Raw genomic sequence first — 25,682 nt, 5'->3', positions numbered from 1 at the left:
GGCCCAAAACTCAGTGACCGTTGGCGGCGACGTGTTTGGCCGCTTCGATCAGGCGCTGGGTCAGTTCCGGCGAGGAGAACTTGGTCAGCACCGCGTTGGCCCCGGCCAGACGCGCTTTCTCGCTGTTCATCGCGCTGTCGAGCGAGGTGTGCAGCAGCACGTAGAGGTGGGCGAAGTCCGGCGTCTCGCGCAGGGTGCGGGTGAAGGCGTAGCCGTCCATCTCGGACATTTCGATGTCGGAGACGATCAGGTTGATCTGTTGCGCGGTGCCTTGCAGGTCCAGCAGGCAGTCGATGGCTTCCTTGGCACTGCGCGCGGTGTGGCATTGCAGGCCGAGGTTGCGCAGGGTGTGCACCGATTGCTGCAGCGCTACCTGGCTGTCGTCGACCACCAGAATCCGTGCGTTACCAAGGACTTCGGCGTCTTCCATGCTCAGGTCGGTCGGGGCCATTTCGATCTGCGCCGGGGCGATGCTGTGGATGACTTTCTCGATGTCGAGCACTTGTACCAGTGTGCCGTCCACCGAGGTCACGCCGGTGATGTAGGCGCGCGAGCCGCCGGAGCCGAACGGCGGCGGCTTGATGTCGGTGGTCAGGCAATGGACGATTTTGCTCACCGCCTGAACGTGCAGGCCCTGCTTGGAGCGGCTGACGTCGGTGACGATCAGGCAGCCGCCGTTCGGGTCTTCCAGCGGTCGCTCGCCGATGGCGCGGCTGAGGTCGATCACCGACAGCGACGCGCCGCGCAGGGTGGCGATGCCTTTGATGTGCGGATGCGACTCGGGCATTTTGGTCAGCGGCGGGCAGGGGATGATTTCACTGACTTTCAGCAGGTTGATCGCCATCAGCTTGCCGCTGCGCAAGGTAAACAGCAGAAGCGAAAGTGAATCTGCGCGGGCTTTGTTGGAAGACATAAAAACCTTCTGTGGAAAAAGGTGATGGGCGAGGGTGCAAATCGCCAGAAACTATTGATGCCGGGTTATCGGCGTTAACGGGGTGGGCTTTAGGTCGGTTATCGGCTGGCGGCAGATCCAAAGCCCCTCACCCCAGCCCTCTCCCGAAGGGAGAGGGGGCCGAACGAGGTGTCTGGCGCTGTACATCGACCTGAATGACCGAGTCGATTATGGATTCAGTACAGATCTCTCACGTCGGCGGAATTCTTGAATATCCCCCAATCAGTCCCCTCTCCCTCCGGGAGAGGGCTAGGGTGAGGGTGTGCTTTTAGCTCTTCATCCCCAACCGCTTGGCCATCCGCCCAAGATTCGCCCTATCCAGCCCCAGCTCCCGCGCCGCACTCGCCCAGTTATCCTGATTGCGTTCCAGCGCCGCACTGATCAAGCGGCGCTGATACTCCTCAGTGGCGCTGCGCAAGTCGCCATTGATCAACGGTGCCACGGTTAAAATATTGGCAACCGGCTCAACCGAGTTATCCACAACCTCCCGCGGCAAATCCAGATCCGCCGCGCTCAAACTGAGGATCTTCGGCCGCACCTTGCAATTGCCCAGTGCCTTCAGCGCGCTACGCCCGATCAAGTGTTCCAGTTCGCGCACGTTGCCCGGCCAAGTGTAGGCGAGCAACGCGTCCTGGGCATCGCTACTCAAACGCAGGCTGTTGAGGCCCATGCGCGAGCGGTTCTGTTCCAGAAAGAAGCCGCTGAGCAGCAACACATCGCGGCCGCGATCGCGCAGCGCCGGGACGCGCAGCGGGTACACGCTCAAGCGGTGATAGAAGTCGGCGCGGTAGCGGCCGCTGCGCACTTCTTCGGCCAGATCGCGGTTGGTCGCGGCGATCAGGCGCACATCGACCTGATGTTCCTTGTCCGAGCCGAGCCGCTGCAACTGGCCGCTTTGCAGCACGCGCAGCAACTTGGCCTGTACGGTCAGCGACAGTTCGCCGACTTCATCGAGAAACAGCGTGCCGCCATTGGCCAGTTCGAACTTGCCGCGGCGGTCGCTGGTGGCGCCGGTAAAGGCGCCGCGCACATGGCCGAACAGTTCGCTCTCGACCAAGGTGTCGGGCAGGGCGGCGCAGTTGAGGCTGATGATCGGTTTGTCGGCGCGCGGCGAGGCGGCGTGGATCGCTTGCGCCACCAACTCCTTGCCGACCCCGGTTTCGCCGGTGATCAGCACGGTCAGGTCGCTGCCGCCGACCAGATTGATTTCCTCCACCAGCCGTTTGTGCGCCTTGCTCTGGCCGATCATTTCACGCTGCTGCTGACCGCTGGCCTGGCGGTAGACCTCGGCGCGATGGTGTTCGTCCTCGGCACGCAGCGCCAGGCGCTCAATGCGTTCGGCGGCGTTGACCGTGGCCGAGGCGAGACTGGCGAACGCTTGCAAGGCGTCGAGTTCGATCGGCTCGAAACGCTCCGGATCGAGCGCATCAAGGGTGATCAGGCCCCAGAGTTTTTCATCGACGAACAGCGGACAGCCGAGACAGTCATGTACCTCAAGGTGATCGCCCAGACCATCGACCAAGCCGTCGTAAGGATCGGGCAAGTCGCTGTCGGCGGCGAACCGCGTTGGCCCGGCGCCGTCCAGCAGGATCTCGAAACGGGGATGTTCGCTGACCTTGAAGCGCCGGCCGAGGGTGTCGGTACTCAAACCATCCACCGCCAGCGGCACCAGCCATTCGCCGTCCAGGCGCAGCAACGCGGCGGCATCGCACGGCAGCAGGGCGCGCATGGCTTCGAGCAGGCGCCGATAGCGCTCGCCCTCGGGCAGTTCGCGGGACAGGTCGGAGACCAGTGGCAGTAGAGCGGTGAGCAGGGATTTGGCGGTCATGGTCTTGTAGTCAAAGAGACTCGATGTAGTCGCGATGACTATAAAACGCTTTGAGTCTAAATGACTACGTAAAAAATAAACCATTGATTTATAACGATAATTTATCTGGCACGAAAACTGATAAGCCTAAGGTAATTCTCAAAAAGCTCAGGAGTCATTCTTATGCTTAGCGTCCAGGATCGTGCCATCGTCAAATCCACTGTGCCTCTGTTGGAAAGCGGCGGAGAAGCGCTGATCACCCACTTCTACCGCATGATGCTCTCCGAATACCCTGAGGTACGCCCACTGTTCAACCAGGCGCATCAGGCCAGTGGCGATCAGCCGCGCGCGTTGGCCAATGGTGTGTTGATGTACGCCCGGCACATCGATCAGCTCGACCAGTTGGGCGATCTGGTGGCGAAGATCATCAACAAGCACGTCGCCCTGCAAATCCTCCCGGAGCACTACCCGATTGTCGGCACCTGCCTGCTGCGTGCCATCTCCGAAGTGCTCGGCGACGAGATCGCCACTCCGCAAGTGATGAGCGCGTGGGGCGCGGCGTACGGGCAATTGGCCGAGATTCTGATCGGCGCTGAAGCCGCGATCTACGACCAGAAAGAACAAGCGGTCGGCGGCTGGCGCGGCGCGCGGGAGTTCATCGTGGTGGACAAGGTCGAGGAGAGCGCGGAAATCATTTCGTTCTACTTCGAGCCGGCGGACAAAGGCCCGATCCTTGCCGCAGAACCGGGTCAGTACATTGGCATGAAGCTGATCCTTGATGGCGAAGAAATCCGCCGTAATTACTCACTGTCGGCACTGGCCAATAAAGGTCAGTACCGCATCAGCGTCAAACGCGAACCGGGTGGTCGTGCGTCCAACCACTTGCATGACCAATTGCACGTCGGCGCGAGCATTCAGCTGTTCCCGCCATCGGGCGAGTTCACCCTGACTGCCAGCGACAAGCCGTTGGTGCTGATCAGTGGCGGGGTCGGCATCACGCCAACTTTGGCGATGCTCGAAGCAGCGCTGCAAACCGAGCGCCCGGTGCACTTTATCCACTGCGCGCGCAACGGCAGCGTGCATGCGTTCCGCGACTGGATCGATGGGCTGGCGGCGCGTCATCCGCAGCTCAAGCGCTTCTATTGCTACGCCGAAGACGACGGCGTGAGTCCGGCGGCGGACAAGGTCGGGATCCTCAGCCAAGAGCAATTGGGTGAGTGGCTGCCGGCGCAACGCGATGTCGACGCTTACTTCTTGGGGCCGAAGGGCTTCATGGGCGCGATCAAGCGGCATTTGAAGGCGCTGGGTGTGCCGGAGCAGCAGAGCCGGTATGAGTTCTTCGGGCCGGCGGCGGCTTTGGAATAATCCTTAGGACTGAGTCGCCTTCATCGCGAGCAGGCTCACTCCTACAGGGGCGGTGGCGTACATGAAAATGGTGTACGAAGCAGACCTCTTGTAGGAGTGAGCCTGCTCGCGATGGCCGTTAGACAACTTTGATTCTTAAAAAGTGTTTAAAGGTTAATCGTTTCTTAACCGGTTTATCGTTTATTCCCCGATGCTGATGATAGGCGCTCGTTCGTTTAACTGATCAGGATCGCTCCCATGTCGCACATCATCTTCTCCTCTCGTCTGAGCCTGGCAATGCTTGGCCTGTCGGCCGCTTTGCTGGCCAGTCCATTTGCTGCGGCCGAATCGGCGTTGATCGCACCACAGACCCTGGTCGTCGATCAGAGCCTGCCCAAGGCTCAGCGCGATGCAATGGAGTTGGCGGCGCGGCGTTACGGCAGTTTCTGGAACAGTGGGGAAGAGGCCCTGGCCACGGCAGCCTTGTCGCCGCAGTTTGTCGACAAGACCCCGCCCGAAGGTCGGGTGCAGGGGCCGACCGGGCCGTTGCTGGCATCGAAGTTCTTTCGCACGGCGGTGCCGGACCTGAGCTGCGAGATCGAGCAAATGATCATTGCCGGTGACCGCGTGGTGGTGCATCTGCACTTTCGCGGACACTTCAGTGGGACGTTCAAGGCTCTCAAAGGGCAGGGCCAGCGTGTAGACTTCCGGGCAACCGATATCTATCAGATCGACAACGGTCGCATCGCGGCCAATTGGCATATCGAAGACAACATCAGTCTGATGGCGCAACTGCAAGCGCAGCCGCCAGCCAGCTGAACCATGGACATACAAGGGAAACGCGATGAGCGAGGAAACGATTCGACTGGGACGTGAGCGGCGCTTTCTGGTGCTGCTGGGCATCATCTGTCTGGCACTGATCGGCGGCGCGCTGTACATGCAGATCGTGCTGGGCGAGGCACCATGCCCGCTGTGCATCCTGCAGCGTTATGCGTTGCTGCTGATTGCGCTGTTCGCGTTTATCGGCGCGGCCATGCGCACCCGCCGCAGCATCACGGTGTTCGAAGTGCTGGTGGTGATCTGCGCGATCGCCGGCGCCGGTGTTGCCGGGCATCACGTGTACACCCAGTTCTATCCGGCGGTGAGCTGCGGCATCGATGTGTTGCAGCCGATTGTCGACGACCTGCCGCTGGCGAAGATCTTCCCGCTGGGCTTCCAGGTCGATGGTTTCTGCTCGACGCCGTACCCGCCGATCCTCGGTCTGTCGCTGGCGCAATGGGCGCTGGTGGCGTTCGTGCTGGTGGTGATTCTGGTGCCGCTGCTGACCTCGCGTAACCGAAAAGCACTGCGCTGAATCAACTCTTCGGCAGATTGGCCGATACAGAAAACGCCCCGATTTGCGTATCAGCCGATCGGGGCGTTTTGCATTTCAGAGTGTTTGTGAAATCACCGTGACGAACGGCAATGGAGAGTGCGGCAGGTGTGCGACATGTTGTCACACGCGCCATGTCGCAGGGCCTTTCGGCGACCCGGATTGGCGTAATGTTACAAAAAAGGATTGGTCTGTTTCGGCATTTTTCTGGTTTTGCACGCAGGTGCCAGATCAGGCAGTTTTAACAGGCTCTGGCAGATGGCCAGAGGCCTTTGAATATCGGGCTTTGCGCCGATTCGCCGCTGGGAAAATCCCTTCGGAGCTGTCTGAACTGAGGTGTATAGGCCTACATTTTTTGGTGTTTTTGTTGAGAATCGATTTCGATAACATGCGGAACTTTTGCAAAAACGGTGATGGATTGTTGCTCTGAGCGATAAAAATTATTTCGGGATAAGACATGGTGTATAGGGCGCTACCTATCTACAATCGCCCGCACTGAATTCCCGGCACTGTTCAGCCTTTATTAAGGAACTGGACAGGAAGTCGGGTGTCGAGCGGGCCGAAAGGCTTTTGCGACACCCAGGTGTCGGTGCCTTCCAACTTTCCGCACCAAATGGAATTGGTCTGTAACAAGGCCTTTGACCACGAATTCGAATAAGAACTGACCGCTGTCCATGGTTTTGTCGAGCGTCTGACGCGCGACGGGCGGCCCTTATTCAATCCAAAGAAAATGCCAACCCTTGGCAGGGTGAAGTGTTGGCGATCAAAACCCAACTGCATTGCGCAAGCTGCTTTAGAGGTCGTGAGATGAGTAAAAACAGGTACCCCAGATTACTAGGCCTAGTGCCGCTGCTCGGCACGTTGTTGCTGGGAGGCTGCAACATGACCCTGCTCAATCCAACGGGCCAGGTCGGCCTGGAACAGCGCAACCTGATCATCACCGCCACGCTGCTGATGCTGTTGGTCGTTGTGCCGGTTATCGTCATGACCTTCCTGTTCGCCTGGAAGTACCGCGCGTCCAACAAGGATGCCGTCTACACCCCGAAATGGTCGCACTCGACCAAAATCGAAGTGGCGGTCTGGACCATCCCGGTTCTGATCATCATCGCCCTGGGTTACATCACCTACATTTCGACCCACAAACTGGACCCGTACCGTCCGATTGAATCCGACGTCAAGCCGGTGACCATCGAAGTCGTTGCGCTGGACTGGAAGTGGCTGTTCATCTACCCGGAACAAGGCATTGCCACGGTCAACAAGATCGTGTTCCCGGCGCACACTCCGGTCAACTTCCGGATCACCTCCGACGCCGTGATGAACTCGTTCTTCATCCCGGGCCTGGGCGGCCAGATCTACGCGATGGCGGGCATGACCACCAAGCTGCACCTGATCGCTGACCGCAACGCTGAAATGGACGGTATCTCCGCCAACTACAGCGGCGCTGGTTTCACCGGTATGAAATTCAAAGCGATCGCAACTTCTCAGGAAGATTTCGACGCCTGGGTAAGTGAAGTCAAAAAGGCACCTAAACAGCTTGAACAAGCTGAATATGCAGCCCTTGCCAAGCCAAGCCAGAACAATCCAGTCGAGCTCTACTCCTCGGTCACGCCGAACCTGTTCCAGACCATCGTCGACAAGTACGAAGGCATGAAACCGGGCAAGCCGCTGAAGCACGAGAAGAAAGAGAAAGAAGTGGCGGCAACGGACATGGACTCGAATTCGCATTCAGCTGCCGGGGCAGAGGAGTAAACGATGTTTGGTAAATTAAGTTGGGAAGCGATCCCTTTCCACGAGCCGATCGTGATGGTCACCATCTCGATGATCGCGCTCGGTGGTCTGGCGTTGTTCGCTGCAATCACCTACTTCAAGAAGTGGACCTACTTGTGGACCGAATGGCTGACGTCGGTCGACCACAAGAAAATCGGTGTGATGTACATCATCGTTGCCATGGTCATGCTGCTGCGTGGCTTTGCCGACGCCATCATGATGCGTACCCAGCTGGCCATGGCCACCGAGGGTTCGCCTGGCTACCTGCCGCCTGAACACTATGACCAGATCTTCACCGCTCACGGTGTGATCATGATCATCTTCATGGCGATGCCATTCTTCACCGGCCTGATGAACCTTGCAGTGCCGCTGCAGATCGGCGCGCGTGACGTTGCCTTCCCGTTCCTGAACTCCCTGAGCTTCTGGCTGCTGGTGTCCGGCGTTGTGCTGATCAACCTGTCGCTGGGTGTCGGCGAATTCGCCAAGACTGGTTGGGTTGCCTATCCGCCGCTGTCGGGTCTGCAGTACAGCCCTGGCGTGGGTATGGACTACTACATCTGGGCGCTACAGCTATCCGGGTTAGGCACGACGCTGACGGGGGTCAACTTCCTCGCCACCGTGCTGAAAATGCGTACCCCTGGCATGAAACTGATGGACATGCCGATCTTCACCTGGACCTGCACCTGGGCTAACGTCCTGATCGTGGCTTCGTTCCCGATCCTGACCGCTACCCTGGCACTGCTGACCCTCGACCGTTACATGGATTTCCACATTTTCACCAATGAACTTGGTGGCAATCCAATGATGTACGTCAACCTGTTCTGGGCCTGGGGCCACCCTGAGGTTTACATCCTGATCCTGCCGGCATTCGGCATCTTCTCGGAAGTGATCTCGGCGTTCACCGGCAAGAAACTGTTCGGCCACCACTCGATGATCTACGCTTCGGGCGCGATCTCGGTACTGGGCTTCATGGTTTGGCTGCACCACTTCTTCACCATGGGTTCGGGTGCCAGCGTCAACGCCTTCTTCGGTCTGGCGACGATGCTGATTTCCATCCCGACGGGTGTGAAACTGTTCAACTGGCTGTTCACCATCTACCAGGGCCGTCTGCGCTTCACCAGCCAGGTTCTGTGGACCCTGGGCTTCATGGTGACCTTCGCCATCGGCGGCATGACCGGCGTACTGCTGGCCATCCCGGGTGCTGACTTCGTTCTGCACAACAGCCTGTTCGTGATCGCGCACTTCCACAACGTGATCATCGGCGGCGCGGTATTCGGCTACATCGCAGGTTTCGGCTTCTACTTCCCGAAAGCGTTCGGCTTCAAGCTGCACGAAGGCTGGGGTAAAGCAGCGTTCTGGTTCTGGATCTCGGGCTTCTTCGTCGCGTTCATGCCGCTCTATGCACTGGGCTTCATGGGCATGACCCGTCGTCTGAACGCCACCACCAACCCTGAGTGGGTACCGTACCTGTACGTTGCCATGTTCGGTGCGGTGATGATCGCTGTCGGTATCGCCTGCCAACTGATCCAGCTGTACGTCAGTGTGCGTGACCGCAACAAGCCAGAGAACATGTGCGAACACGGTGACCCGTGGAATGCCCACACTCTGGAATGGTCGACCTCGTCGCCACCTCCGTTCTACAACTTCGCTGTGCTGCCTAAGGCTGACTGCATCGACCCGTTCACCGAAGCCAAGGAAAACGGTACTGCGTACCAGGCTCCGGCCAAGTACGAGCCGATCCACATGCCAAACAACACCGCCACTGGCGTGGTGATGGGCGCACTGCTGACCGTCTTCGGTTTCGCGATGATCTGGCACATCTGGTGGTTGGCGATCGCCAGCCTGGCCGGCACTGTCATCTACTTCGTGATCCACGCCGCACGTGACGACCAGGGCTACATGGTTCCGGTTGAAACGATCGAGCGCATCGAAGCCGAGCAGCACAAGCGTCTGGTCGCGGCAGGGAAAATCCCGGCCAATGCCACCCGTGTAACCTCGTTGGAACAGGCTTAAACCATGTCGAACTTAGTGACCAATGTTGGACACGCCCATGGTGACCATGGGCACGATGACCATCACCACGACTCGGGCGAGATGACCGTATACGGTTTCTGGCTCTACCTGATGACCGACTGCATTCTGTTTGCGTCGATCTTCGCGGTGTACGCAGTACTGGTAAACAACGTCGCCGGTGGCCCGTCGGGCCACGACATTTTCGAACTGCCATACGTGCTGGGCGAAACCGCTCTGCTGTTGTTCAGTTCGATCACCTACGGCTTCGCCATGCTGGCGTTGTACAAAGGCAAGAAGCAGCAGGTTCTGGGCTGGTTGTTCATGACCTTCCTGCTCGGCGCAGGCTTCATCGCCATGGAGATCAACGAGTTCCACCTGCTGATCTCCGAGGGCTTCGGTCCTAGCCGTTCGGGCTTCCTGTCGGCGTTCTTCACCCTGGTCGGTACCCACGGTCTGCACGTATCTGCGGGTCTGATCTGGATGGGCATCATGATGTACCAGGTCAACAAGCACGGCCTGACGGCGACCAACAAGACCCGTCTGAGCTGCCTGAGCCTGTTCTGGCACTTCCTGGACGTGGTGTGGATCTGCGTATTCACCGTTGTTTACCTGATGGGGACTCTGTAATGGCTAATGCACACTCCCATGACAGCCATGATGCTGGCCACGGCAGCGTAAAGTCGTACGCCATCGGCTTCATCCTGTCGGTGATCCTGACTGCCATCCCGTTCGGCCTGGTGATGTTCCCGACCTTGCCGAAGTCGACCACGCTGGCAATCGTCCTGCTGTTCGCGGTAATCCAGGTGATCGTTCACCTGTACTACTTCCTGCACCTGGACCGTTCGATTGCACAACGTAACAACGTGATCGCGTTTGTCTTTACGGCCATCGTGATCCTGCTGCTGGTTGGCCTGTCGCTGTGGATCATGTTCAGCATCCACACGTACATGATGGCGAAGTGAGGTAGACCCGATGTCGCTCAAGCACTTTATCCAAATCACCAAACCGGGGATCATTTTCGGTAACGTGCTTTCTGTGGCAGGCGGGTTCTTCCTGGCCTCGAAAGGGCATGTAGATCTGGCGGTGTTCCTGGCCGCCATGATCGGCACATCCCTGGTTGTGGCCTCCGGTTGCGTGTTCAACAACTGCATCGACCGCGACATCGACCTGAAGATGGAACGCACCAAGAACCGGGTGCTGGTGCAGGGCTTGATCTCCCTGAAACTGGCCCTGGTCTACGCGACCATCCTGGGTGTTCTCGGCGTTGCCTTGTTGTACAAGGTGGCCAACCCGTTGGCCGCCCTGTTCGCGGTAATCGGCTTCATCATCTACGTCGGCTTCTACAGCCTGTACCTCAAGCGCAAGTCGGTGCACGGCACGCTGGTGGGCAGTCTGTCGGGCGCCATGCCGCCAGTGATCGGTTACGTTGCCGTAACCAACAGCTTCGACATGGCCGCACTGACCCTGCTGGTGATGTTCAGCCTGTGGCAGATGCCGCATTCCTACGCCATCGCGATCTTCCGTTTCAACGACTACCTGGCCGCATCGATTCCGGTGCTGCCCGTCAAGCGCGGAATCGAAGTGGCCAAGAAGCACATCCTGCTCTACATCCTGGCGTTCCTCGTGGCGACCTTGATGCTGACCTTCAGCGGTTACGCCGGCATGAGCTACCTCGCGGTCGCCGCGGCCATGGGCATGTACTGGTTGTACATGGCCTGGACCGGCTACAAGGCGGTGGATGACACGGTCTGGGCACGCAAGCTGTTCGTGTTCTCGATCTTCACCATCACCGCCCTGAGCGTCATGATGTCCCTGGACTTCAAGGTGCCCGCCGAGCTGCTGCTGACGTACGCGCCGTAAGGCTGGATGGCTTTACGAAAAACCTCGCACATTGAGAGATGTGCGGGGTTTTTTGTTGGGTAAATTATGCTGAATCGAGGTGACACCATCGCGAGCAGGCTCGCTCCCACAGGGGATTTGTGAACGACGCCAATCAAATGTGGGAGCGAGCCTGCTCGCGATGGCGTGCGCCGCCGATTTCGAAGGTTGCGCAGTACTGGCAAAACACCTAGATTTGGATCCAGTCTTCAGTGATAGCGCCATGCCACTTTTTCGGCGCTCAACTGTTCCACTCCGCGATTCTTTATGCATCGATCAAAAGGTTGGGCGAAATGACTGAGAGGATGACCTGCGACGAACGCTTCATTGCCCTGGCACAAGAGCTGAACTACGACATCTATGGCGAAAACACCGCCGGCGGCAATTACGCGCCGCTGATCCGGCATCGCGATGAGTTGTACATCAGCGGCATGGTGCCGCGGGTCAATGGCAGGATTCTGTATCCCGGTCGCGTGGGGTTGGAGTTGACCATCAAGGACGCCCAGGCCGCCGCGAGCATCAGTGCCATGCGCTGCCTGGCGCTGATTGTCGATGCGGTGGGTTCGCTGGACAAGATTCGGGCGTTGTTGCGGGTTACGGTGTATGTGAAGTCGACCCCGGACTTCGTTGACCTGAGCGAGGTGGCAAACGGCGCATCGGACGTGTTCAGCCATGTGCTCGGCGATGCCGGCCGGCACACTCGCACTGCGGTCGGTGTCTATCAGTTGCCGAAGAACGCCGCGATTGAAGTCGACATGATCGCGGCGGTGCAGTCGGAAGTCTGATCGCCGCGCCGCCCAACAAAAAGCCCCGCCTGAATCTCAGAGCGGGGCTTTTTTGTCGGCGCCGGGATTACTGCGCGGCGATGCTGTAACCATCGAACGCGGTTTGCTGTTGCAGGGCGGTGATGATGTTCTTGCGGTTGATCGCGTGTTCGGTGCCGGCGTTGTCGATGAAGGTCTCGCCCTCCAACTCGGCTTCTTCGCCTTCACCGATGAAGGTGAAACCGAGGAACTCCAGCGCTTCACGGTCAACGTTCAGACGCGAACGCGGCGTGCGCAGCGGCAGCGTTACGCTGCTGCCGTCCTTGCTGATGGTGAAGATTTCCAGTTCTTTCTTCTTGGCAGCCTTGCTCTTGCCGCCGCTCGGGTTGCTGATCGCCTGGTGGGTCTGATTCAGCACTTTGAGCGCGAGGCCGTAAACGATTTCCTGGAACGCCGGATCGTCCTTGAAGCAGGACAGGATGCGGCCGATTGAAAACTTGCTGCTCAGGTCTTCGAGGGCGGCGATGTCGGCGGCCTCGGCGTCTTTCAGCGCCTTGAGCTGGCCCATCAGCTCGTAGGCCTTGTCGTCATCGAAGCTGTCGTGCGCCTGACGGATCGCGGCGCGCAGCTCGCGAATCTGGTCGCTTTCGCGGGTCGACTGGAAAGCATCCAGCACCATCTCGCTGATGATTTTGGCTTGTGGAAGGTGTTGTGAAAGATTGATGGAGTTTTCGTATTCCGCTTTGGACGATTCGGTGACTACGGATTCAGCGGTGTTGAAATCGGACATTGAAATTTCACTACTTTTTTAACTTGAGTGGAAACGAGAAAGCGCGAGGTCTTTTTCAGGCCGGTTAATTTAGGGGAGCGGGGCGGCGTTGTCACGGAACAACAGTCCGGTGGTGCGGATTATTTGTCCGGCGTGTTCAGGTTCATCGAGCGCACCATCCACTGTTCAGCGGTTTGCTGATCGGTCGGCAGCGTGAAGCGGAAAGTCGCGCCGCGCCCGGCGACATCGATCAACTGAATCTCACGCCCGTGCAGTTGCAGGATGCGGTGGACGATCCGCAGGCCCAGTCCACCGTCACGCCGCGCGCCGCCAATATTGAACGGACGCAGGAACAGACCTTCGCGCAGATCCGGAGCGATGCCGGGGCCGGTGTCGCTGACGGTGACTTCCACCAGTGCGCCCTGGGATTTCAAATCCAGCTCGATTTCACCGCCCGCAGGCGTATAGCGCAAAGCGTTATCCACCAGGTTGGTCAGCACCCGTTCGATCAACCCAAGGTCGGCGCACACCGTCGGCAGGTTCGGCCCGAAGCTGGCCTTGAGTTCGACGTGGCGTGCTTCGGCGGCCAGTTCGAATTTCTGGAAAATGTCCTGCAGCAGATCGATCAGCGAGAAGCGCTCCAGTACCGGCTGCACGAAACCGTGCTCCAGACGTACCAGCTCCAGCAGCGATTGCGCCAACCCGCCGACCTTGCGGCTTTGATCGAGGGCAATGCCCAGATAACGCCGGCGTTCTTCGGCGGTGAGTGTGGCGTCCTTGAGTGACAGGGTTTCCAGATAGCCGTGCAACGAGGCCAGCGGTGTGCGCAGGTCGTGAGAAATGTTCGCCACCAGTTCGCGGCGCTCCTGATCCTGGCGGGTCAACGAGCGCCACTGATCACCCAGTCGGTTTTGCATCTGCCGGAAGGCGCCATCGAGTACGGCGATTTCATCCGGGTCAGCGCTTTTATCCACAGTCGCTGACGGTGCAGGCAGAGGTTGCGGCGCGCCATCAATGTCGAAGCGGCTGACGGTTTCGGTCAATCGGCGTAGTGGCCGGGTGATCAGGTTGAACGCCGTGAGACCGGCGATCAGGCATAGCAATGCGACCAGTCCGATCGACAGCAATGCAGTGTTGAGCGCGGCACTGGTCGCGCCACGTTCGGCGAAACGATCGTGTTCTTCACTGAGCAACACTACGTACAGATAACCGGCGGGCTTGCCGTTGACCCGTAACGGCGCGGCACTGAAGACCTTGCGCCCGTCGGCACTTCGCGGGTCATCGCCGAGGATCGGCAACGGCTGGTCATCGAGCAGCCGGCGGATCGGCGCCAGATCAACCGTCTCCCGGCGCAGATGTCCTTCCGGCGCCGCATTGCCGACAATCCGTCCCTCGGGGTCGAGCAGGTACACCTCGACACTCGGGTTGACCAGCATCAGCTTGCTGAACAGTTCGCGCACGGCGCCGGGCATCAGGCCATTGCTGTCCATCAGCACCGTGTCATGGGCGATGTGCTGTGCCAGGTCCCGCGACAGGCCTTGCACCACTTCCAGTTCATGCATCTTGCTGGAGCGCACCTGCAGCCATGCCGAGGTGCCGCAGCACACCAGCAGCAAAACGGCGAACACCAGCGACAGGCGCTGCGACAGGTTCAGTCTCATGGTTGTTCCGTGCCGAATTTATAGCCGCGACCCCACACAGTGAGGATGCGTGTCGGTTGCGCCGGATCGCTTTCGATTTTCGCCCGCAGGCGATTGATGTGGGTGTTCACCGTGTGTTCATAACCCTCGTGGCTGTAGCCCCACACCGCGTTGAGCAGGTCCATGCGTGAGAACACCTTGCCCGGCTGTCGGGCGAAGAAATACAGCAAGTCGAACTCTCGCGGAGTGAGGTCCAGTCGCGCGCCGTTGAGGGCGACGTCGCGGGTGATCGGGTCGATGCTCAGGCCATCGAGGCTGAGGCTGCCGGCGTCCATTTTCAGGTTGCGCGCCATGGCGTCGACCCGGCGCAGCAAGGCTTTGACCCGAGCCACCAGTTCCAGCATTGAAAACGGTTTGGCGAGGTAATCGTCAGCCCCCAGTTCCAGACCCAGAATGCGGTGCAATTCGCTGGAGCGCGCGCTGGTGATGATGATCGGCGTGTAGCGCGCCATCGCCCGGGCGCGGCGGCAGATTTCCAGGCCGTCGACCCCCGGCAGCATCAGGTCGAGGATCAGTGCATCCCATTGCCCTTGCTGCAACAGGCGCATGCCTTCGTCGCCGTCGGCGCAGTGCACGACATCGTAATGCTCATCGCGCAGGTGCAGGCAAATCAAGTCGGCGATGTGCTGGTCATCCTCGACCACGAGGATGCGTCTGGTTAATTCCATCAAGCTCAATCCTTCGGCGCAGTGAGCGCATTGTGCGGGTTTTCCTCGGAGCGAGTTATCACGAATTCGTTAACTTCCCGTGAGGATTTGGCGATCAACCCAAGCCTAGGCTGTGTTCCATGACAGGCACCTGGAATTTTTGGAGACGGCCATGTTTTCACGGCGACAGATTCTCGTAGCGAGCGGCGGGCTGGGGGTTGCAGCTCTGGTGGCGGGTGTATTGCCAAAATTTTCCTCGGGCTCCGCACTGATCGAGCAAGCCCATGCCGATGAGGTTTTCGAGGTGAGCCACAGCGACAGTGAATGGCACTCGCTGCTCTCGGACGAGCAGTACGCCATCCTGCGCGAAGAAGGCACCGAACGGGCCTATACCAGCCCGCTCAACGACGAGCATCGCAACGGCACATTCGCCTGCGCGGGTTGTGATCTGGCGCTGTTTTCATCGGCGACCAAGTTCGACAGCCGCACGGGCTGGCCGAGTTTCTGGGCACCGTTGGAACATGCGGTGGCCACGCGTCAGGACCGATCGTTCGGTATGTCACGCAATGAAGTGCACTGCCGACGCTGCGGCGGGCACTTGGGACATGTGTTCGACGACGGCCCGAAACCCACCGGCCTGCGCTATTGCATGAATGGCCTGGCGATGACGTTCAAACCCGTGGCGGCATGAGCCATGGCCATTTTTCGATGTTCACTTTCTACAGGACGACACCATGTGGCTCTTGGTTCTCGCTTATCTGGGCGGTGTGCTGACGATCGTCAGTCCGTGCATCCTGCCTGTTCTGCCTTTTGTCTTCGCTCGCACCGGGCAGCCGTTTATCAAGAGTGGCTTGCCGCTATTGGCCGGGATGGCGCTTACCTTCGCCTTAGTCGCCACGCTGGCGGCGGTGGGCGGCGGTTGGGTGGTGCAAGTCAATCAGTTCGGTCGCTGGCTCGCGTTGCTGTTCGTTGCACTGTTCGGGCTGACGCTGCTGCTGCCGCGTCTCGCCGAGCGCCTGACGCGGCCGCTGGTGTCGGCCGGCAGTCGGCTGTCCGAAGCCGCGGGCCAGGACAATCGTCCGCGTCCCGGCGCCTCGTTTCTGATTGGCGTCGCCACGGGTCTGCTCTGGGCACCGTGCGCCGGGCCCATCCTCGGTTTGATTCTGACCGGCGCCGCGCTGCAAGGGGCAAGCATCGCCACCACGCTGTTGTTGCTCGCCTACGCGGCGGGCGCCGCGACTTCACTGGCGGCGGCGCTGCTGCTGGGCAGTAAGGTCTTTGCGTTGATGAAGCGCTCGATCGGTACGGGGGAGTGGATCCGGCGCGGGTTGGGGGCGGCGATGCTCGCGGGTGTCGCAGCGATTGCGCTGGGCCTCGACACCGGGTTGCTGGCGCGGTTGTCGACGGCGTCCACGGGCGGGATTGAACAGGCACTGGTGGGCAAGCTGACCAGCAAATCGCCGACGGGCAACGGAACCATGATGGCGCAGATTCCTGCTGCCGGCGGGGCGATGAAAGTTGCCGACAAGGCACCGGGAACACTACCGGTCGAAGGCCAGTTGCCGCCGCTCAATGGCGCCGTGCAATGGCTCAATTCGCCACCGCTCGATGCCCAGGCATTGAAGGGCAAAGTGGTGCTGGTGGATTTCTGGACCTACTCCTGCATCAACTGCCTGCGCACCTTGCCATACGTCAAAGCCTGGGCGGAAAAGTACCGCGATCAAGGCCTGGTAGTGATTGGCGTGCACGCCCCGGAATTCGCTTTCGAGCGCGATGTCGGCAATGTCACTAAAGCCATGAAGGAGCTGGGTATCAACTATCCGGTCGCCATCGATAACGACTACAAAATCTGGCGTGCTTTCAACAACGAATACTGGCCGGCGCATTATTTTGCCGATGCTCAAGGACGGATTCGTTACCACCATTTTGGCGAAGGGGATTACGCCGAATCGGAACGGGTCATACAGCAGTTGCTGCGTGAGGCCGGGGCGAAAACCGTCGCCGACGGCTTGATCAACGCCGATGCCCAAGGCGTGCAACAGGCGCCGGACATGAATCAGGTGCTGTCACCGGAAACCTACGTCGGCTACCAGCGTGCGGAACATTTCGTACCGGAAACCGGGCTGGTGCCTGACAAGGTCGCGACCTATAACCCACCCGCCAACCTGGCTTTGAATGACTGGAGCCTTGGCGGCCAGTGGGCCGTCGGTGCCGAGCAGGCCACCGCCAGCGCGCCGGCCAGTCGCATCGTCTACCGCTTCCACGCCCGCGATCTGCATCTGGTGCTGGGCCCGGGTGCGGATGGCAAACCGGTGCGTTTCAACGTGTCGATTGACGGGCAGGCGCCGGGTGACGCCCACGGTGTCGATGTCGCCGCGGATGGCAGCGGCCGCGTGACCGAACAGCGCTTGTACCAATTGGTGCGGCAAACCGACGAGGTGAAGGACCGGACCTTCACCATCGAATTTCTTGACCCGGGCGTATCGGCTTACGCCTTCACCTTCGGCTGATCGGGAGTGCGCAACATGAAAGCTCAAAACAACTGGCGCCGTGCATTGCTCGGCGTCGCCATGGCCGGTGTGATCGGTCAGTGCTCGGCGTTCTCTTTCGGCGCCGAGGACGCGGTGGTCATCCCGCCGCCAGCCCTCGACGAAACCACTCAGGCGCACAGTGAAACGGCGGTATTCGCCGGTGGTTGTTTCTGGGGCGTGCAAGGGGTTTTCCAACACGTCAAAGGTGTGCAGAAAGCCGTTTCCGGTTATGCCGGCGGTGCGGCGAACACGGCGGAATATGAGCGGGTCAGCGAGGGCGACACCGGTCATGCCGAGTCAGTACAAGTCACCTTCGATCCGACGCAAGTCAGCTACGGCAGCCTGCTGCAGATCTACTTTTCGGTGGCCCACAACCCGACCGAACTCAACCGCCAGGGGCCCGACAGCGGCACGCAATATCGTTCGGCGCTGTTCCCGGTCAACGCCGACCAGCAACGCGTGGCCCAGGCCTACATCGCCCAACTCGACGCCGAGCATGCCTACAGCAAACCGATCGTCACCCAACTGGAAACCTACAACGGCTTCTACCCGGCGGAGGACTATCATCAGGATTTCCTCACCGAACACCCAAGCTATCCGTACATCGTGATCAACGACATGCCCAAGGTCGCGCAGTTGAAGCAGTTGTTCGCGCAGCGTTATCAGGAGAAGCCGGTGTTGGTGAAAAACGGCTCCTGATTTATTGCGCGGTCAAGCCCGGGCGTTGCGCCTGAAGCAAGCGCAGCAACCGGTAGTACTTCAGCGAACGAGTGCCAATCAACCCACAGACGAAACCTGACGCTGCAGCTTTGAACAGCAGCGTATCCAGAGCAGAGGCTTGCTCCGGATGCACGTCATCCTGATAACCGAAGTAGTAATTCACGGCAAAAAACAGCAGGTACAACATCAACACTTTCCAAGTGCCGGGCAAGATCAGTCCTGTTTGCGAATCATCAAGCGTCACGTATTGCGCCGAAAACATTAGCCATGCCGTAACGCCGCCCAGCAAGAGGGCGCCAATCCAGCAGCTGAGGGACAGGACTGGGTTAAGCGTCAGATTTATTGAGAAGAGAGACCAGGCTATTAACACTGGTGGCGTGACCAGCATTGCTAAACGGCTCTTGGGGCTGGGCGTGCGAGCCTTGATCCCGAAATAAACGAGTACCAGGAAAACCGCATAAACCCACAGAGGGGTGTTTTGCAGAGTGATCAGCATCAATTGGCGTCCGTGCTTGAAAGAGAAGATGAATCATAGCGGTTGCCATGTTCGGCGGCGGTTATTTCAAGCGCGGTCGCTCCATGGCAATTACCGATGTTTCAAACCCCAAACTGGCAAAAAACGCCTCCGCACCTTCGCGCCCGGCGCGTAGTACCCAAGTGATCTCGGGGTTGTCCCCCATGACATGCTCGACCAGTGCGCGCCCGACGCCGGCGCGCCGATGCTGGCCATCAACTACGACCATCGACAGATAACCGTTGGACAAACCATCGGTGATGCCTCGGGCAAAACCGATGATTTTTTCGCCGCTCAGTGCGATGGCAGTGCGTTGCGAGTTTTCGATCAGTTGAGTGAAGTAGTCGCTGGAGCCTGTTCGGTGTCCCCAGCCATGTAGGCCGAGAAACAGCCGAACTGGCTCCACTTCGTCGGGCAACAGATCGCGTACGGTAAGGTCGTTTCTCATCGATAACAGCATCCTTGTCGGCAATCACCGGAGCGTAGTCGATAGCAATTGAGTCAGGATCTGCCCCAGGTTTGCATTGCGAATTCGACGAAGCGCCGCAGCTTGGGCAAACGATAACGATCCGGGGCATAGAGCAAATGCAAAGGGCGGCTCGGTGGCTGGTAATCGGGTATCACCGTCACCAGTTTGCCGTCGCGCAGATCCTGTTCCACCAGCGCATCCGGCAGCATGACGATGCCCATGCCGGTGCGTGCTGCCTGATGAAGGCCGGCGGAGGTGTTCATCAGCATCGGGCCGCTGACGTCGACCAGAATCTCGCCGTCCGGGCCGCTGAGGCGCCAGCGTTTTTCCACCGATTGCCAGTCGTCGCCGGCAGGGTAGGCGAACGACAGGCAGTCGTGTTGTTGCAGGTCTTCCGGGGTGATCGGCATGCCGCGTCGGGCGACGTAAGCCGGCGAAGCGCACACGGTCAGGGTGTAGTCGATCAGCGGCCGGGCGATCAGGTTCGACTGCTCGAAATGTCCCAGCCGAAACGCTACGTCGAGGCCGCTTTCCAGCAGATCCGGGCGGCGGTTGGTCAGCACCACATCCATTTTCACCTGCGGGTATTGCAGGGAAAATTCACTGAGCGCTGGGGCCAGGCGTTCGACACCAAAGGTCAGCGGCGCGGTGATGCGCAACAGGCCGCGTGGCTCGTCTAGGGCCTGTTCGGCCAAGCGTTCGGAGTCGGCCACCAGACCCAGAACGTCCAGACAGCGCTGGTAGTACACGTTGCCGAACTCGGTAAGCCGCTGCCGGCGGGTGGTGCGCTGCAACAATTGCACGCCGAGCCGTTGCTCCAGTGCGCGCAGGTGATTTCCGACCATGGTCGTGGACATTTCGCACTGCAACGCGGCCGCCGTCATGCTCCCGGCTTCTACAACCTTCACGTAGACGCTCATTGCCTGCAACAGGTCCATTATCAAGCTCTGCTTTTAAATGATTGAAGTTTTACCGAGTTTATCCAGTTCTGGTGGCTAACCATACTGCAAACACACCGACCTTCACTGGAGTTTGAAGTCATGACCGCCGCCCTGATGAACACCTACCAATCGCTGGCTCTGAGTTTCACCAGAGGTCTGGGCACTCGCCTGTGGGATCAGGCCGGTCGTGAATACCTGGATGCCGTCGCCGGGGTTGCGGTGACCAACGTAGGGCACTCGCACCCACGGATCGTCGCTGCTATTAGCGAACAGGCGGGGCTGCTGTTGCACACCTCCAACCTGTACAGCATCGACTGGCAGCAGCAACTGGCCAAACGGCTGACTGAGCTGTCGGGCATGGATCGCGCGTTCTTCAATAACTCGGGTGCTGAGGCTAACGAGACTGCACTGAAACTTGCGCGCTTGTACGGCTGGAGCAAAGGTATCGAACAGCCGCTGGTGGTGGTCATGGCCAACGCATTTCATGGCCGCACGCTCGGTACGTTGTCGGCGAGTGATGGCCCGGCGGTGCGCCTGGGCTTCAATGATCTGCCGGGGGATTTCGTCAAAGTGCCTTTCGGTGATCTGGCGGCGCTGGATCAGCTGCAGCACAAGCATGGCGCGCGCATCGTGGCGATTCTGGTCGAGCCGATCCAGGGCGAAAGCGGCGTGCAACTGGCGCCGCCCGGCTACCTCAAAGCCCTGCGGGAAGTGTGCAATCGGCGCGCCTGGCTGTTGATGCTCGACGAAATCCAGACCGGTATCGGCCGCACTGGCCAGTGGTTTGCGTTCCAGCATGAAGGTATCGTGCCGGACGTCATGACCCTGGCCAAAGGCCTCGGCAACGGTGTGCCGATCGGCGCCTGTCTGGCGCGGGGCAGAGCGGCGGACCTGTTCACGCCCGGCAGCCATGGCAGCACCTTCGGCGGCAACCCGCTGGCCTGCCGGGTCGGCTGCACGGTGCTGGACATCATCGAAGAACAGGGGCTGCTGGAGAACGTCAGAGTGCAGGGTGAGCGCCTGTTGACCCGCCTGCGCGCCGAACTGGCAGACAACCCCAATGTGTTGGCGATTCGCGGGCAGGGCTTGATGATCGGCATCGAGTTGAAACAGCCGATTCGCGATCTGACGCTGATTGCGGCGCGGGATCATGGATTGCTGATCAACGTGACGCGTGGCAAGACGATACGGCTGCTGCCGCCGCTGACGATTGATGAGCGGGAGGTGGGGATGATTGTCAGAGGGGTGGGGCGTGCCGTGATCGCGCACTGACGCGCAAACGAACCCCCTGTAGGAGTGAGCCTGCTCGCGATAGCGGTGTATCAGGCGATATACATTTTGAATGGCCTACCGCAATCGCGAGCAGGCTCACTCCTACATTGGAATAGGTGCACGTCAGTCCGGATAATCCCCCAACTCCGGCGCCAGCATCCGCGTCTTCAGCGCCCCGTTCGAATTGTGCTGAATGATCTCGCTCGGCTGCCCCAGCGCATTGAAAAACACCTGGCCGATCCCGGCTGAATTCCACAGCCGTTCACCCGCTTCGGCATGTTCCGGGGTGTACGGCACGATGCGCATGCGTCGGCGTTTGGTGAACCAGTTCAACGGCGAGCGCGGCGAATAGAGCCAGCGGTTGAGGCGGTCGAACCATTCCAGCAGGGTTTTCGGGAACTCGTTCTTGATCCCGCTGCTGGTGATCTGCCAGATCCGTGGCCCGGCCTTGCGGTGTCGGATAAGCACTTCGTAGACGAAGGAATAATGCACATCGCCGGACAGCACCACGTAGTTTCCGGGTGTGCGGGTGTGTCGGAAAATGTTCAGGATCACCTGCGCCGCACCGCGATGAGCCATCCAGTTTTCGGCGTCGACCAGCAGCGGATAACCGCACCAGCTGAAAACCTTCTGAACGGTTTCAATCAGCTTCACGCCGAAGATCGGCGCCGGTGAAACGATGATCGCTGACGGATGATCAAGCAGCTCCTGCTGCAGTTCGCTCAGCGCTTCCCAGTCCAGTAAACCGGAGGGTTGCTTGAGTGCCATCTCGCTGCGCCAGCGCCGGGTGCGGGTGTCGAGCACCACCAGCGCCGGGCTGCTCGGCAGCACGAAATGCCAATGCTGAAAGCGCAGCAAGTCATCGATCAGCGCGTCCTGCACCGGGCTGTCGAGATATTGATCGTCACCACTGGCGCTCAGGCGGCGAGTGTTCTCCAGCACATCCTTGAACGCGTCCGGATTATTGCCCCAGCCCTGACACAACATGTACGCGATCAAGGCGTTGCCGATGATGCGTTTGGAGAACGGATGACCGTAGGCGGTTTCCTCCCATTGCGCGGAAAGGTTCCAGTCATCGGTGATGTCGTGGTCATCGAAAATCATCAGGCTCGGCAGGTGCGCCAGCGCCCGGGCAACGTTGGCCAACCCGGCCTTGAAACCATCGATTCGGGTCTGCTCCAGGGTGTAGCGCTTCAAGCGTTCAGGCGTCAGCGCTGGAGCAGCAGGATTGATCAACCCCCAGGCAATCGGCGACCACACCAGCAAATACATCGCCATCACTTCGGCGAAGGTCACCAGGTGATTGTCAGCACTGCTGCTGGTGAAAATCGGCTTACGCGCACCGCCGAAAAATCGCTCGCGCAAGGTCTCGTTGCTCTCCAGCGCGGGTAACAAATCCGCACGGTGGTAGTAGCTGGCCGGGTGTTCGTAGAGTTTGGCGCTGTCGCTGACCACCGCGCCTTCGAGGTGTTCGTCGAACAGACCGAGGCGCTCGATCAACGCATGAATCGCCCGCAGCATCGGGCCGGCAACATCGTCGGCGTAGATCTGGTCGCCGCTCATCATCAACAGGGCGGGGCGTTGTTGTGGATCGGTTTCTATCGCCAGCAACTGATCGACACAGAGCAGACCGTCTGCCGCCGGATGATGCGGCTTGCGGCAGGAGCCGTGGAGCAATTGATCGATCCGTGAGCGCACGACGAAGTTCGGGCAAGTAGCATCGCCATACACCAGATGTGGTGCCCAGTCGGCAATTCGCTGCTGGCCATCGATCAGCAAGTCGTAACCCACAACGGTCTCACAGGGCAGGGCGCTGTCGAGCACAACGTCAATCAAATGAACGAACGCATGACGGCCTACAGGAATGACCGTGCACCTCCCGGCATCGAGAGGGATATCTCCTACGCCTTGCAGGCGCAACGTCAGCGACAGTTGACGCGTACCGACCAGCCACAGCACCACGCGCGTGGTTTCCAGCCGGCGCAGCAGTGGGCCGGCCAGGACGGGAGGTAGCGGATTCAGGTCAGCAGGTATCGGGGACATTCAGGGGGCAAAGCTCAAGGCGCACAGGCTGGCGATGATAGCGCAGCCGGCGCCTTGAACCCTTAAACGAGGCTTAAGAGTCAGCCTTCTGCAGCTTCAGCGCCAGCAGTCGCCATTCGGCGGACGCGGGTTGCTCCTGCACCGAGCAGTCGAAGCGATAAGTGACGTCATCGCCGTTCATGTTGCGCGCGGTGACCTTGTTGCTGAGGGTGTAGACCTGATCCTTGAAGCGCTTGGTGACAATGGCGGAACTGTCGGCGAAGCGCTCCGACGCTGGGAAGCGCAGTGTGCTGGTGACCACCGTGCCGCACATGACATACGCGAGCATCGATTTATCGCTGTCGGCATTTTGCCCAAGCTTGTCGCGCAGCGCGGTGAGCGCTTTACGGCCCTGCGCGTCGCTCTGATCCAGGACGGTTTTTTCCGATATCGATTTCGGCGCCCGGCTGGCGTAATTCGGCAGCAGTGCGGAATCCGGCGGAGAAGGTTGGTTATCCGGCTCGATCGCGGCAAAGCCCGGCGCGTTTTCCAGCACCGCGGACGTTGAATCCGACTCGGCTTCGGGCAACAGACTGGTGGTGACATCGTTCTGTGCGATCACGTCTTCGACTGGCGCCTTTTCGGCTTTATGCGCCGACGGGAACAGCGACAGGAGGATCGACAGCACCACCATGCCGACGATAAAACCGCCCGCCGCGCCAACGATGTTGCCGTAAAACAGATTCCAGCTGCCGCGGTTTTTCACCACCCAGCGCCACATCAAACCCCAGGCGGCGATAAATGCCAGAAAACTCAGAAACTCCATTCGATCCTTTCCTTAACCCTTCAATAGCCTGCAAAACAGCACCCACTGGCGGTGAGTGCTGAAGATGGACGGCAAGATATCAAAATAGAGGTCTGACGCCACGAAGACATTCACATGCCGAGATTGGGCGGATTGATCTGAACAAAAAACATGATCGCCGTTATGCCGGCCACAACGCCGCAAAGGCCGGCCAGTAGCTGACGCGCGACAGGGTGTTCGACCTGCGAGCGACGGGCCACCAGCATCCATACGCCGGTCAGCGCCGCGGCAGTCGCCAGCATTTCCAGAAGCGATCCCATGACCCCCGGGACCGGTGGCCGGCTAGAGCCGAACAGACCGACACAAAGCTGCGAAACCACCAGGCCGACAATCATGCCGCTGGTCGCACCCAACACATTGGCGAGTAGCAGATTCCACGCACCACGCTGCCTGACGACCCAGACCCACATGCCTATCCAGGCGATAAAGAAAAACACAACATCCATCGTATCCATCCTTCGAAACCCGTCACGGTACAAGCACTCGGCACCTTGCCGACAGTGGACGGCACGATAGCAAAATAGTAGCGTCGCGCCACTTTCTTGATTCCTGTAATGGACTACTCATGCTAAAAGCCGCTTCTGTTCTGCGCTTGCTCTGTGCAATCACGTGCGCCGCTGTCATTACCCCGGCATTCGCCGAGTGGAAAGAGCCCCCGGAAAGCAGCTGGCAGTATTACCTCGCTAACTGCCAGCGAATGCAGGAAAAAATCGCCGACGTCCAGAGCGGTCGCGTACCTGGCGCCTTTGAGGTGGCAGGTGATCTGGAAGGCAGCCTGCGGATCATCAATGAGCGCCGCTTGAACCTGACGCCCCAATACCTCGGCTCCCGCGAATTCGCGCAATGCGAAAACGTCGCCGCCCAGGCCGAGGCAACGATTGCCCAAGGCAAGGCCGAGTTCGCCACCAGAATGAATCAGGCGGCTGAGCAAGGGCGCATCGCCCACCAGAACTCCCCCAAATACAAACGCGCCCGTTCACTCGGCTACAGCGACGTCGGCGACATCTCCTTCCTGAAACTGCACGAAGACATGGACGGCGAAGCTCGCCTGAAAACCATGCTGATCACCGTCGACGAAGTCTGCGGCCAATACTTCCGCGCCACGCAATATGTGAAGCCGTATGTGATTTATACCGTTCGCCCATCGGATGGCGGTTGTGGCGAGGAAAAACGCGTGGCGATCGTCGGTGGCCGGTCGGTGGAGAAGGGCGATTACATCGATGAGCGGGGCGAGTTTCAGTATGTGGGCTGGAAGAAGCTTGTGGGGGCGGATGGATTTCCCACGGATATTCGGGTGTTGAAGGCTCGACGCTGAAAGGTCAGCGCGTGAAGCAA

At 59.6% G+C, this 25,682-nt stretch carries 25 protein-coding genes; 14 read left to right on the top strand and 11 right to left on the bottom strand.

Annotation, left to right across the window (positions count from 1 at the left end):
• Positions 1-10: 10 nt before the first annotated feature.
• Both ACOYXI_RS14080 and norR read right to left on the bottom strand, forming a co-directional pair.
• The gene (locus ACOYXI_RS14080) at positions 11-913 is read right to left on the bottom strand and encodes a chemotaxis protein CheV (RefSeq protein ID WP_027612166.1); all 903 of its coding nucleotides are present in this window, start codon (positions 911-913) and stop codon (positions 11-13) included.
• Between the two features lie 307 nt (positions 914-1,220).
• A complete protein-coding gene (gene norR / locus ACOYXI_RS14075) occupies positions 1,221-2,780 on the bottom strand; it encodes a nitric oxide reductase transcriptional regulator NorR (RefSeq protein WP_282413091.1) in 1,560 nt (519 codons plus the stop codon).
• A 162-nt stretch (positions 2,781-2,942) separates the two neighbouring features.
• On the opposite strand from norR, the gene hmpA reads away from it, so the two are divergent.
• The 9 genes from hmpA to ACOYXI_RS14030 all read left to right on the top strand — a co-directional run bounded on the left by hmpA (position 2,943) and on the right by ACOYXI_RS14030 (position 11,918).
• Positions 2,943-4,124, top strand: a complete 1,182-nt coding sequence (hmpA, locus tag ACOYXI_RS14070) for an NO-inducible flavohemoprotein (protein ID WP_461674978.1) — start codon at positions 2,943-2,945, stop codon at positions 4,122-4,124.
• 237 nt (positions 4,125-4,361) lie between these two features.
• The gene (locus ACOYXI_RS14065; RefSeq protein WP_134787291.1) at positions 4,362-4,922 is read left to right on the top strand and encodes an ester cyclase; all 561 of its coding nucleotides are present in this window, start codon (positions 4,362-4,364) and stop codon (positions 4,920-4,922) included.
• A 25-nt stretch (positions 4,923-4,947) separates the two neighbouring features.
• Positions 4,948-5,457 carry a disulfide bond formation protein B gene (locus tag ACOYXI_RS14060; RefSeq protein ID WP_025109264.1) on the top strand — a complete coding sequence of 170 codons (510 nt, stop codon included), beginning with the start codon at positions 4,948-4,950 and terminating at the stop codon, positions 5,455-5,457.
• 825 nt (positions 5,458-6,282) lie between these two features.
• Entirely contained in the window at positions 6,283-7,224 is a 942-nt protein-coding gene (gene cyoA / locus ACOYXI_RS14055) for a ubiquinol oxidase subunit II (RefSeq protein WP_027612162.1), read from the top strand.
• A 3-nt stretch (positions 7,225-7,227) separates the two neighbouring features.
• Positions 7,228-9,255 carry a cytochrome o ubiquinol oxidase subunit I gene (cyoB, locus tag ACOYXI_RS14050; RefSeq protein WP_007968380.1) on the top strand — a complete coding sequence of 676 codons (2,028 nt, stop codon included), beginning with the start codon at positions 7,228-7,230 and terminating at the stop codon, positions 9,253-9,255.
• A 3-nt stretch (positions 9,256-9,258) separates the two neighbouring features.
• On the top strand, positions 9,259-9,882 hold the full coding sequence (cyoC, locus tag ACOYXI_RS14045) for a cytochrome o ubiquinol oxidase subunit III (RefSeq protein WP_003227982.1): 624 nt from the start codon (positions 9,259-9,261) through the stop codon (positions 9,880-9,882).
• Positions 9,882-10,217, top strand: coding sequence for a cytochrome o ubiquinol oxidase subunit IV (cyoD, locus tag ACOYXI_RS14040; RefSeq protein WP_003227981.1), 336 nt, complete (start codon positions 9,882-9,884; stop codon positions 10,215-10,217). The genes cyoC and cyoD overlap by 1 nt, the downstream gene beginning before the upstream one ends.
• 10 nt (positions 10,218-10,227) lie before the next feature.
• A complete protein-coding gene (cyoE, locus tag ACOYXI_RS14035; protein WP_003227980.1) occupies positions 10,228-11,115 on the top strand; it encodes a heme o synthase in 888 nt (295 codons plus the stop codon).
• A gap of 311 nt (positions 11,116-11,426) precedes the next feature.
• Positions 11,427-11,918 (top strand): RidA family protein, encoded by a 492-nt coding sequence (locus tag ACOYXI_RS14030; RefSeq protein ID WP_461674977.1) that lies wholly within the window; start codon positions 11,427-11,429, stop codon positions 11,916-11,918.
• Positions 11,919-11,985: 67 nt separating this feature from the next.
• Here the strand turns inward: ACOYXI_RS14030 and ACOYXI_RS14025 are convergent, their stop codons facing one another.
• The 3 genes from ACOYXI_RS14025 to ACOYXI_RS14015 all read right to left on the bottom strand — a co-directional run bounded on the left by ACOYXI_RS14025 (position 11,986) and on the right by ACOYXI_RS14015 (position 15,034).
• Positions 11,986-12,687 carry a hypothetical protein gene (locus ACOYXI_RS14025; RefSeq protein ID WP_139054206.1) on the bottom strand — a complete coding sequence of 234 codons (702 nt, stop codon included), beginning with the start codon at positions 12,685-12,687 and terminating at the stop codon, positions 11,986-11,988.
• Between the two features lie 119 nt (positions 12,688-12,806).
• The gene (locus ACOYXI_RS14020) at positions 12,807-14,327 is read right to left on the bottom strand and encodes a sensor histidine kinase (RefSeq protein WP_461674976.1); all 1,521 of its coding nucleotides are present in this window, start codon (positions 14,325-14,327) and stop codon (positions 12,807-12,809) included.
• Entirely contained in the window at positions 14,324-15,034 is a 711-nt protein-coding gene (locus ACOYXI_RS14015) for a response regulator transcription factor (protein WP_027612158.1), read from the bottom strand. The genes ACOYXI_RS14020 and ACOYXI_RS14015 overlap by 4 nt, the downstream gene beginning before the upstream one ends.
• 151 nt (positions 15,035-15,185) lie before the next feature.
• Here ACOYXI_RS14015 and msrB point away from each other — a divergent pair, with 151 nt between their 5' ends.
• From msrB to msrA, 3 genes are read left to right on the top strand one after another with little or no spacing between them, the layout of a single operon-like run.
• Positions 15,186-15,704, top strand: coding sequence for a peptide-methionine (R)-S-oxide reductase MsrB (gene msrB / locus ACOYXI_RS14010; protein ID WP_096795498.1), 519 nt, complete (start codon positions 15,186-15,188; stop codon positions 15,702-15,704).
• A 43-nt stretch (positions 15,705-15,747) separates the two neighbouring features.
• Positions 15,748-17,523 (top strand): cytochrome c biogenesis protein DipZ, encoded by a 1,776-nt coding sequence (locus ACOYXI_RS14005; protein WP_134787285.1) that lies wholly within the window; start codon positions 15,748-15,750, stop codon positions 17,521-17,523.
• A gap of 15 nt (positions 17,524-17,538) precedes the next feature.
• A complete protein-coding gene (gene msrA / locus ACOYXI_RS14000) occupies positions 17,539-18,243 on the top strand; it encodes a peptide-methionine (S)-S-oxide reductase MsrA (protein WP_134787284.1) in 705 nt (234 codons plus the stop codon).
• A gap of 1 nt (position 18,244) precedes the next feature.
• Here the strand turns inward: msrA and ACOYXI_RS13995 are convergent, their stop codons facing one another.
• The 3 genes from ACOYXI_RS13995 to ACOYXI_RS13985 form a co-directional block, all read right to left on the bottom strand.
• The gene (locus tag ACOYXI_RS13995; protein ID WP_098965502.1) at positions 18,245-18,760 is read right to left on the bottom strand and encodes a hypothetical protein; all 516 of its coding nucleotides are present in this window, start codon (positions 18,758-18,760) and stop codon (positions 18,245-18,247) included.
• 61 nt (positions 18,761-18,821) lie between these two features.
• Positions 18,822-19,226, bottom strand: a complete 405-nt coding sequence (locus ACOYXI_RS13990; RefSeq protein WP_134787283.1) for a GNAT family N-acetyltransferase — start codon at positions 19,224-19,226, stop codon at positions 18,822-18,824.
• 53 nt (positions 19,227-19,279) lie between these two features.
• Positions 19,280-20,185 carry a LysR family transcriptional regulator gene (locus tag ACOYXI_RS13985; RefSeq protein WP_134787282.1) on the bottom strand — a complete coding sequence of 302 codons (906 nt, stop codon included), beginning with the start codon at positions 20,183-20,185 and terminating at the stop codon, positions 19,280-19,282.
• Between the two features lie 102 nt (positions 20,186-20,287).
• Here ACOYXI_RS13985 and ACOYXI_RS13980 point away from each other — a divergent pair, with 102 nt between their 5' ends.
• Positions 20,288-21,460 (top strand): aspartate aminotransferase family protein, encoded by a 1,173-nt coding sequence (locus ACOYXI_RS13980; protein WP_223008003.1) that lies wholly within the window; start codon positions 20,288-20,290, stop codon positions 21,458-21,460.
• A 123-nt stretch (positions 21,461-21,583) separates the two neighbouring features.
• Here ACOYXI_RS13980 and ACOYXI_RS13975 read toward each other — a convergent pair whose 3' ends face one another.
• The 3 genes from ACOYXI_RS13975 to ACOYXI_RS13965 all read right to left on the bottom strand — a co-directional run bounded on the left by ACOYXI_RS13975 (position 21,584) and on the right by ACOYXI_RS13965 (position 24,793).
• Entirely contained in the window at positions 21,584-23,503 is a 1,920-nt protein-coding gene (locus ACOYXI_RS13975; RefSeq protein WP_461674975.1) for an alkaline phosphatase D family protein, read from the bottom strand.
• 73 nt (positions 23,504-23,576) lie between these two features.
• Positions 23,577-24,308 (bottom strand): hypothetical protein, encoded by a 732-nt coding sequence (locus ACOYXI_RS13970; protein ID WP_461674974.1) that lies wholly within the window; start codon positions 24,306-24,308, stop codon positions 23,577-23,579.
• A gap of 110 nt (positions 24,309-24,418) precedes the next feature.
• Positions 24,419-24,793 (bottom strand): hypothetical protein, encoded by a 375-nt coding sequence (locus tag ACOYXI_RS13965; protein WP_266273552.1) that lies wholly within the window; start codon positions 24,791-24,793, stop codon positions 24,419-24,421.
• Between the two features lie 119 nt (positions 24,794-24,912).
• On the opposite strand from ACOYXI_RS13965, the gene ACOYXI_RS13960 reads away from it, so the two are divergent.
• Positions 24,913-25,662, top strand: coding sequence for a hypothetical protein (locus ACOYXI_RS13960; protein ID WP_134787278.1), 750 nt, complete (start codon positions 24,913-24,915; stop codon positions 25,660-25,662).
• The last annotated feature ends 20 nt before the right edge of the window (positions 25,663-25,682 follow it).

It is taken from the genome of Pseudomonas sp. G3-19, assembly GCF_054855875.1.
Note: the sequence above shows the minus strand (reverse complement) of the source record. Positions and strands in the feature narration are given on the sequence as shown.